Origin of the sequence: Pyxidicoccus fallax, assembly GCF_012933655.1 — a bacterium.
Taxonomy (GTDB): domain Bacteria; phylum Myxococcota; class Myxococcia; order Myxococcales; family Myxococcaceae; genus Myxococcus; species Myxococcus fallax.
The window spans coordinates 1-8764 of sequence record NZ_JABBJJ010000442.1 but is presented as its reverse complement, the minus strand read 5'-3'; the positions used below and the strand labels follow the sequence as shown (position 1 = coordinate 8764).

The window sequence follows — 8764 nt, the reverse complement described above, 5'->3', positions numbered from 1 at the left end:
GGGCTGGGGTGCGGGACGCGGGAGGGGCGCCTACGGGGGTGGGCGCTCCTCCCGCACTTTTTTGGCGCACCCCGCGCCTTCAGTGCGCGTCCGCCCAGCTGCGGCCGGCGCCCACGTCCACCTTGAGCGGCACCTTCAGGTTGGCCACCGAGGACATGCCCTTCGCGGCCAGGGCCTTCACGCGCTCCACCTCGTCGTCGGGCGCCTCGAAGAGCAGTTCGTCGTGCACCTGCAGCAGCATGACGGTGCGCAGCCCCTCTTCCTTCAGCGCCGCGTCCACCACGAGCATGGCCTTCTTGATGAGGTCCGCGGCGGTGCCCTGAATCGGCATGTTGATGGCGGCGCGCTCGGCGGCCTGCGCCACGCCGCGGTTCTTGGAGAGCAGGTCCGGCATGTACCGGCGGCGCCCGTAGAGCGTCTCCACGTAGCCCGTCCTGCGGGCCTTCTCCACCGTCTCCGTCAGGTAGTTGCGGATGCCGGCGTAGCGCACGAAGTAGCGCTCGATGATGTCACGCGCCTCCTCCTGGGGAATGCTCAGGCGCGCGGCCAGGCCGTGCGGGGACAGGCCGTACGCGATGCCGAAGTTCACCATCTTCGCCCGCCGGCGCTGCTCGCGGTCCACCTGCTCCGGGGGCACGCCGAAGACCTCCGCCGCGGTGCGGGTGTGGATGTCCTGGTCGTTGAGGAAGGCGTCGATGAGGACCGGGTCCTCCGCGATGTGCGCGAGCAGCCGCAGCTCCACCTGGCTGTAGTCCGCGCTGACCAGTTGGTGCCCCTCGGCCGCCACGAAGGCGCGGCGGATTTCGCGGCCCAGCTCGGTGCGGATGGGGATGTTCTGGAGGTTGGGGTCCGTGGAGGACAGGCGCCCGGTGGCGGTGGCCGCCTGGTGGTAGGTGGTGTGGATGCGCCCGTCCGCGGCCACCAGCGTGGGCAGCGTGTCCAGGTAGGTGCTCTTCAGCTTGGACAGGCTGCGGTACTCGATGATGGCGCCGGGCAGCGGGTGCTCCTCGGAGAGCTTCTCCAGCACCTCCATGTCCGCGGACGGGCCCGTCTTGCCCTTCTTGATGATGGGCAGCTTCAGGTCCGTGAAGAGCACCTCCACCAGCTGCGGGTTGGAGCCGATGTTGAACTCGCGGCCGGCGTGCTTGTAGACCTCCTTCACCTGCGCCTCGACGGCGAAGTCCACCTTCTCGGAGATGCGCGCCAGCTCGGCGGTGTCCAGCTTCACGCCCCGCTGCTCCATGCGCGCGAGGATGGGCAACAGCGGCAGCTCCATGTCGCGGGCCAGCCCCGCCAGCTGCACGCCCTCCAGCTCCTTCCACAGCTCCGGGGCGAGCCGCCGCGCGGCCTCCGCGCGGATGGCGAAGGCGGGCGCCAGCTCCTCCACGGTGTGGTCCGCCAGCGCCTTGTCCTTCTTGCCCCGCTTGCCCTCGGCCGCGGGCGGCAGCGCGGGCAGCTCCGTCTGCAGCCGCTCGCGCGCCAGGTCCGCCAGCGCATGCTCGCGGCGGGAGGGGTTGAGCAGGTAGCTGAGCAGCTCCACGTCGTCGTGCGCGCCGCGCAGGGAGATGCCCTCGTTGGCCAGCACGAGGGTGAGCGCCTTGAGGTCGTGCCCGCCCTTCTTCACCGCCGCGTCCTCCAGCACCGCCTTGAAGGCGGCGGTGAAGGCCTCGGGCTTCACGCCCTGCGCGCCCAGCACGCCATGGCGCAGCGGCACGTACCACGTCGTCCCGTCCGGCAGCGCCAGCCCCAGGCCCACCAGCTTCGCGGCGAAGGGCATGCCCTCGTACGCGGGGACGAGGCTGACGGCGCCCGCCGCGCGCGCGGCCTCGGCCAGCGACTTCAGCTCCGCTTCCGTCTCCACCACCTTCTGCGAGGTGGCCAGCGGCGCGGGCTTCTCCTTCGGCTCCGCCTGGGGCAGCCCCTGCTGCGGCAGCTCCTTGAGGAGCGCGTAGAACTCCAGCTCCGTGAAGAGCTCGCGCGCCTTGCCCGCGTCCACCGCCTTGCGCGCCAGGTCCGCCATCTTCACGTCCAGCGGCAGGTCCGTCTTGAAGGTGACGAGCAGCTTGGCGCGCGTGAGGCTCTCCTTGTGGGAAGCGATGGCCTCGCGAATCTTCGGCTTCTTCACCTCGTCCAGCCGGGACAGGAGCGTCTCCACGTCACCGAACTGCTGGATGAGCTCCGTGGCCGTCTTCGGGCCGATGCCCGGCACCTTGGGGACGTTGTCCACCGCGTCGCCAATGAGGGCCAGGTAGTCGCGCATCTGCCGGGGTTCGATGCCCAGCTTCGCCTTCACCTCGTCCGGCCCGGTGTGCGTGTCCTTCATCGGGTCGAACAGGCGCACGTCCGGCTCGACAATCTGCACGAAGTCCTTGTCGCCGGTGACGACCTGCACGCAGAAGCCCTCGACCTTGGCCTTCTGGGCCAGCGTGCCGATGACGTCGTCGGCCTCCCAGCCCGGCATCTCCAGCACCGGCAGGTTGAGCGCCTCCACCACCCGGCGGATGAGCGCGAACTGCGGCACCAGGTCCTCGGGAGGGCCCTCGCGGTTGGCCTTGTAGGTGGGGTCTATCTTCTGCCGCTCGGCGCGGCTGTCCTTGTCGAAGGCGAGCGCCACGTGCGTGGGCGCGAGGTCTCTCAGCGCCTTGAGCACCATGCGGGTGAAGCCCAGCACGGCGTTGGTGGGCACGCCCTTGCTCGTGGTGAGCGGCGGAATGGCGTGGTAGGCGCGGAAGATGAAGCCGGACGCGTCGATGAGGACCAGGGTGGGCGCGGAGCGCGAGGGGCTGGTGTCGGCCATGTCCCGTGCCTAGCGCGCCCCCGCGCCCCTGTCCACGCGCGCGTCAGGGGCACTGCCACTCCTTCTTCTGCTGCTCGACCTTCTCCGCCAGCCCGTCGCCCTTGACGGCGTAGTCCAGCACCGCCGCGAGGTCCGGGCAGCCACCCGCCTGCCTGAAGGCGTCCGATGCGAGGCCCGAGCAGAAGGCGGCCGCCTTGTTCAGGTCGGGATTGCCCGCGTAGAAGCCGAAGCCCAGCTTCCAGATGCGGCAGGCGCGCCGGCGGTCCTTGCGGTCCGCCCACTCCTTACCCCTGCGGTAGGACTTGTCCGCCATATCCTGGAGGATGTTCCGCCGGTAGAAGGACGGCTTGGTCTCCGCCAGCTCGAGCATCAGCCCCTTGTCCGTCTCCAGCGCCTCGCGGAAGGGCTCCGCGGCCTTCTCCGGTTCGTCCGCGGCGAGGAAGGTCTCCCCGTTCTTGAAGAGCTGGTCCACGGTCGTCATGACCTTGATGAGCTCGTCCGCCTGGGAGTGGAACTGCGCGGCCTCGTAGTTGGAGCGCAGCTTCTGGAGCGTGGCCAGCGCCTCGCTGCCGCGGCCCGCCCAGTAGTCCATCATCGCCGCCTGGATGAGCTTGTTGGGGAAGCGCTTCTTCACCGCCTCCTCCACCGCGGTGCGCGGGTCGGCGACGACGTCATCGTCGTTGATGATGTCCGTCACCGGGCACGTCCACGGCGCCGCGTTCGCGTCCATCTTCTGCCGGGCGATGAGGAAGCGCACGAAGAGCGCGTCCTTGGGCCGCCACTCGTTGCGGCGCAGCCGGCCCTCCAGCTTCAGCGAGTAGCCCAGCGGCGGCACCAGGTTCTCCCGGGGCTGCTTCTGGCACCACACCGCCATGAACACCTGGCAGCGCGGCATCGCGGCGCTCCACTGCGAGTCGTTCAGGTAGCGCCTGCAGTCCTCCTGCGCCTTCTTCGTCACCTGCTCGGCCGCCTCGCGCGCCTTGCTCCTCGCCCGGCGGAAGTACTCGCTGTCCCTCGAAATCTTGCTGAAGGCCTCGAGCGCCTCCTCCGGCTTGAGCCGCGCCATCAGCTTGTCGCCCGTGGAGAAGTAGTCGAAGGACTCCTTCTCCAGCTTGATGCGGCGCATCATGCTGTTGGCTTCGGTGTTGATGGGGTCCAGGTCCAGCGCCTTGGCGCAGGACTCCTCCGCACGGGCCCAGTTGGGAGCACCCATCTCGTTGGACGCATAGGAGCGGCACTCGCTGAGCAGGTCCTTGACCTGCTGCTCCGGGTCCGCCTCCGCGGCCATGGGGGCCATGTCCACCGGCCCCGCTCCCGGCTTCGGGAGGACGGCCTTCACCACGCCGGCCACCATCAGCAGGCCCACCACGGCCCCGCCCACCACCATCAGCTTCTTCCTGCTCGCGGGCGCCGCCTCCACCGCCGCGCCGCCCCGCCGCGTGGGGATGGGGCCCGCGCCCCGGCGCGCCAGCCCGGCCGGCGCCTCCTCCTCCGCGGCCTCGAAGGTCATCTCCACCACGCCGAACTGGAGCTGATCTCCCGGCTGGAGCGGCACCGGCTCGTCGCCCAGCGGCTCGCCGTTGAGCAGCGTGCCATTGGCGCTGCCCAGGTCCTTCACCGTCACGCCGGTCGGGCTCGCCACCAGCTCCGCGTGGCGCCGGCTGACCGAGTCGTCCTCCAGCAGCACCAGCGCCGGAGGCTGCCGCCCCACCAGCACCTTGCCCTTCAGCGGGTACGTCCGCCCGGCCCACGGCCCCACCATGCCGCGCAGCATGGGCCCGGAGCCCCCCGCCGCGGCGCCACCCCCGGCCGCCGGAGCCGCCGCGCCCGCGCCACCGGCGGGCCGCGCGGGCCGCTTCGGAGCGCCCGAGGCCCCGGCCGCGGGCCGCGACTTCACGCTCGGCAGGGCCCGGGTGGCGCGCGCGCCGCTGCCCTCCGAGCCCACCGGCATCTCGTCGCTGACGGGCGCCGCCGCCTTCGCCGCCCTGCGCGGGCCCGTGTTGCGGGCCGGCGCCGCGGGCTTGAGGCGCAGCGTGTAGTCCCCCAGCACCACCTCCGACTCGGGGGTGAGCGGCGTGGGCTCGGCGATGCGCTCGCCGTCCACGAAGGTGCCGTTGGCGCTGCCCTTGTCCTCGATGAAGACGGTGCCGCCGTCCTCGAAGACGACGGCATGGTTGCGCGACACCCCGCCCTCGGTGAGCAGGAGGTCATTGCCCTGCTGGCGGCCAATCTTCAGCTCGCCAACGACGTCGTACTCGTTCTCGGTACCGTCGGGCAGACGGACGACCAGGGTCGGCATGACGCGTCAGTCCTCCCGGAAGATGCTCATGTTGACGGGGATGCCCTTGCGCTGCAGCTCGTCGTAGAACTTGGGCACGAAACCGGACGCCACGAAGCGGCCACGCACCTTGTGGTCCTCCGTGAAGCCGTCCTGCTTGTAATAGAAGATGTCCTGGAGGGTGACGATGTCCACCTCCATGCCCGACACCTCGGTGATGAAGCAGATCTTCCGGGTGCCGTCGGAGAAGCGCGTCTGCTGCACAATCATGTGCACCGCGCTGGCGATCTGCTCGCGGATGGCCTTCACCGGCAGCTCCATGCCGGACATGAGCACCATCGTCTCCAGCCGGGCGATGGCGTCACGCGGCGTGTTGGCGTGCAGCGTGGTGAGCGAGCCGTCGTGGCCCGTGTTCATCGCCTGGAGCATGTCCAGCGTCTCGCCGGAGCGGCACTCGCCCACGACGATGCGGTCGGGCCGCATGCGCAGGCAGTTCTTCACCAGGTCGCGGATGGTGATGGCGCCCTTGCCCTCCAGGTTGGGCGGGCGGCTCTCCAGCTGCACCCAGTGGTCCTGCGGCAGCTGAAGCTCCGCCGCGTCCTCCACGGTGATGATGCGCTCGTCGTCCGGGATGAAGGAGCTGATGATGTTCAGCGTCGTCGTCTTGCCCGAGCCCGTGCCGCCCGAGATGACGATGTTGCGCCGCGCCTTCACGCACATCTCCAGGAACTCCGCCATCTGCGCGGTGACGGTCTTGTACTTGATGAGGTCCTGGATCTTCAGCGAGTCCTTCTTGAACTTGCGGATGGTGATGCAGGGCCCCTTCAGGGCCAGCGGCGGGATGATGGCGTTGACGCGGCTGCCGTCCTTCAGGCGCGCGTCCACGAGCGGGCTGGACTCGTCGATGCGCCGGCCGATGGGCGCGACGATGCGCTCGATGACGCCGAGCACCGCCTGGTTGGAGGAGAACGTCTTCTCCGACAGCGTCAGCTTGCCCTTGCGCTCGATGTAGATCTGGTTGGCGTGGTTCACCATGATCTCGCTGATCTCATCCGACGCGAGGAACGCCTCCAGGGGCCCCAGGCCCAGCGCCTCGTTGATGACGTCGGTGAGCAGCTCCTCCCGGTCCACGTCCTCCGGGAGCTCTCCGTCCGCCTCCATCTGGTCGATGATGTCGCGGATGGCCTTCTCGGTGCGGCGCCACAGCTCGTCGTCGCCGAGCCGGTCCATGTCCATGCGGCGCAGGTCGAGGTACTCGATGAGCCGGTCGTGGATCTCCTTCTGCAGGCGCGTGTAGCGCTCGATGCGCGGGTCCACCTTGCGCTTGTTGCGCGCCATGGCCGCCGCCATGGACGCCGGCATGCGGCCGGCCGCGGGCTGCGGAGCGGGCTCCTCCTCGTAGGGCTCCTCCTCCGCGTACTGCTCCTCCTCGGGGTAGGGCTCCTCGCCGCCGTCGTCGTAGCCCTCGTCCTCGGGCATCCCCGCGCGCGTCTCCATCGGGCCCTCTTCCAGGGGCTCGACGTTGAGGATGTAGTCACCGATGAAGACCTGGTCGGTGGGCTTGAGGACCTGCGGCGCGGCAATCTTCTTGCCGTTCACGAACGTGCCGTTCGTGGACTTCATGTCCACGATGATGAACTTCCCGTCCTTGGCGACGATTCGCGAGTGGTACTTGGAGACGTTGCCCTTCGCGAGCATGATGTCGTTGCCGGGCAGGCGGCCGATGGTGATTTCATTCTTGTGAAATTCACGCTGCTCGGACCCGCCGCCTTTTTCCGCGAGGGTGATGAGAAACATGGGCGCGGATGCTAGCAAGCGCCCCTTCGTCCTCAAAGCGCCAGCAGCCCCCCGCACGCCTGCCCGCAAGGCAGCGGGCCGGCACCCTCCCCGGGAAGCAGGGAAGAGGCCGGCCCGCGCTGGACGCGCCTGAGAGGGGGCGTCAGTCGAAGATGTTGAAGTTCACCTCGGAACGGGCCTGCTTGTAGCGGCTCTTCACGTCCTCGATGATGGTCCGGACCTTGTCCGAGTCCGGGTTGACGATGCGCGGCGTCACGAAGATGACGAGCTCGCGCTTGGTCGAGTCGAAGGCGCGGCTCTTGAACAGCTCGCCGATGATGGGGATGTGGCCCAGGCCCGGAATCTTGGAGATGGCCTTCTGCTCGTCGTGGCTGAAGACGCCGGACAGGACGATGGTCTCCCCGTGGCGCACGGTGACGTTGGTCTTCACCTTGCGGGTGCGGAAGCCGGGCACCGCGGCCGAGCCACCGATGGAGACCGCCACCGAGGTGTCGATTTCGGAGGCCTCCGCCTCGATTTCCGTCTGGATGTTGCCGTTGCGGTCCGCGGTGGGGCGCAGGTTCAGGATGACGCCGTACTTCTTGTACTCCACCGTGAACTGGTTGTTGGTGATGAGCGGGATGGGCACCTCGCCGCCGGCGAGGAACTCGGCCTTCTCACCGCTGGCGCACACCAGCTTGGGCTGCGCGAGCAGCCGGCCGTAGCCGTCGTTGCCCTGGAAGCCCACGGAGAACTCCGCGCCCGCGGACAGGGCGATGGTGGCCGCGCCCTCGCCGAAGGTGCCGGGGAACAGCTGCTGGCCGATGGTCGCCGCCGCGCTCGCCGTGCCGCTGATGTCCGTGGGGTAGCGGATGCCGTAGCGGTCCCTGCTGTTGCGGCGGATCTCCACGAACTGCACCTCGGAGAGGATCATCCGCTTGATGCCCACGACGAGCAGGTTCTCCACCTTCTCGCCAATGGCCTTGGTGATGAGCTCCGCCTTCTGGAGGTCCTGCTGGCTCTCCACGGAGCCCTCCAGGAAGATGGTGGCGCCCACCACGTTGGCCTGCACATTCTTCAGGCCGGCCTTCTGGAAGGCCGCGTTGAGGTTCTGCGCCACCAGCTTCTTGGCGTTGGGGGCAATCTTCACGAACGACTTCACGTTCGGATAGAGGCTCACCACCTCGTTGATGCGGTCCGCGTCCTGCGTGGTGTAGGCCTGACCGTCCAGGTAGATGCGGTCACCCACCATGCGGACGGAGACGCCTTCAATCTCTCCGAGCAGCCGCTTGATTTCGGAGATGACCTCGTTGGGGTCCTGCTTGCGGACGGCGACGAGGTAGCTGACGCGCTGGCCGGAGGTCTTCCAGACGAGGAGCGTCGTCTTGCCCTCGGCCTGGCCGGTGATGAGCAGCTGGCCGGAGCCGAGCGTCTTCACGTCGGCGATGGTCGGGTCGCCGAGGGCGACGCGGCTCAGGCCGGGAATGGTGACGACCTTCTGGGAGCCCACGCCGAGGCTGACGGTGGTGCCCTCCTGGCCCAGGGCGCTGCCGCTGGCGACCAGGGCGGTCAGGGCGACCAGCGCCGCGGCATGCGTGAAGCGTGTGAACATCGTAGGTGTCCCCTCTGCTGCGAAGTCCGAGCTAAGCCAAGCTTCCGTGCTGCCACCACAGCGCCCAGAAGGTTCCGAGCGCGATGGCCACCCCGTAGGGGATGTGGCGCTGGGGTGCCGGCCGCGCTTCCGCGCTCGCCAGCCTCGCCCGCGCCGCCCACCGCCGCACCACCGCCTCCAACGTGTCCCATACCGCGCCCTGCCACAGCAGTGTCACCACCGCCTGCAGCGCGCCCACCAGCGAGATGAAGGCCGCGGCCGCCATCGCCGCTGGAAACCCCAGGACGGCCCCCACCCCACC

The 8764-nt window shown here is 69.2% G+C and carries 5 protein-coding genes; all 5 read right to left on the bottom strand.

Annotated features, from left to right (window positions below; genetic code table 11):
• Window positions 1-79 precede the first annotated feature (79 nt).
• Window positions 80-2797: a DNA polymerase I gene (gene polA, locus HG543_RS48205; protein ID WP_169351718.1), complete on the bottom strand. Its 2718-nt coding sequence runs from the start codon at window positions 2795-2797 to the stop codon at window positions 80-82.
• Window positions 2798-2840: 43 nt separating this feature from the next.
• Window positions 2841-5096, bottom strand: coding sequence for an FHA domain-containing protein (locus HG543_RS48200; RefSeq protein ID WP_169351717.1), 2256 nt, complete (start codon window positions 5094-5096; stop codon window positions 2841-2843).
• Between the two features lie 6 nt (window positions 5097-5102).
• Window positions 5103-6872 (bottom strand): TadA family conjugal transfer-associated ATPase, encoded by a 1770-nt coding sequence (locus HG543_RS48195; protein WP_169351716.1) that lies wholly within the window; start codon window positions 6870-6872, stop codon window positions 5103-5105.
• A 142-nt stretch (window positions 6873-7014) separates the two neighbouring features.
• A complete protein-coding gene (locus HG543_RS48190; RefSeq protein WP_169351715.1) occupies window positions 7015-8463 on the bottom strand; it encodes a type II and III secretion system protein family protein in 1449 nt (482 codons plus the stop codon).
• A 31-nt stretch (window positions 8464-8494) separates the two neighbouring features.
• Window positions 8495-8764, bottom strand: a 270-nt coding sequence (locus HG543_RS48185) for an A24 family peptidase (protein WP_500690512.1), incomplete at its 5' end; no start/stop codon positions are given.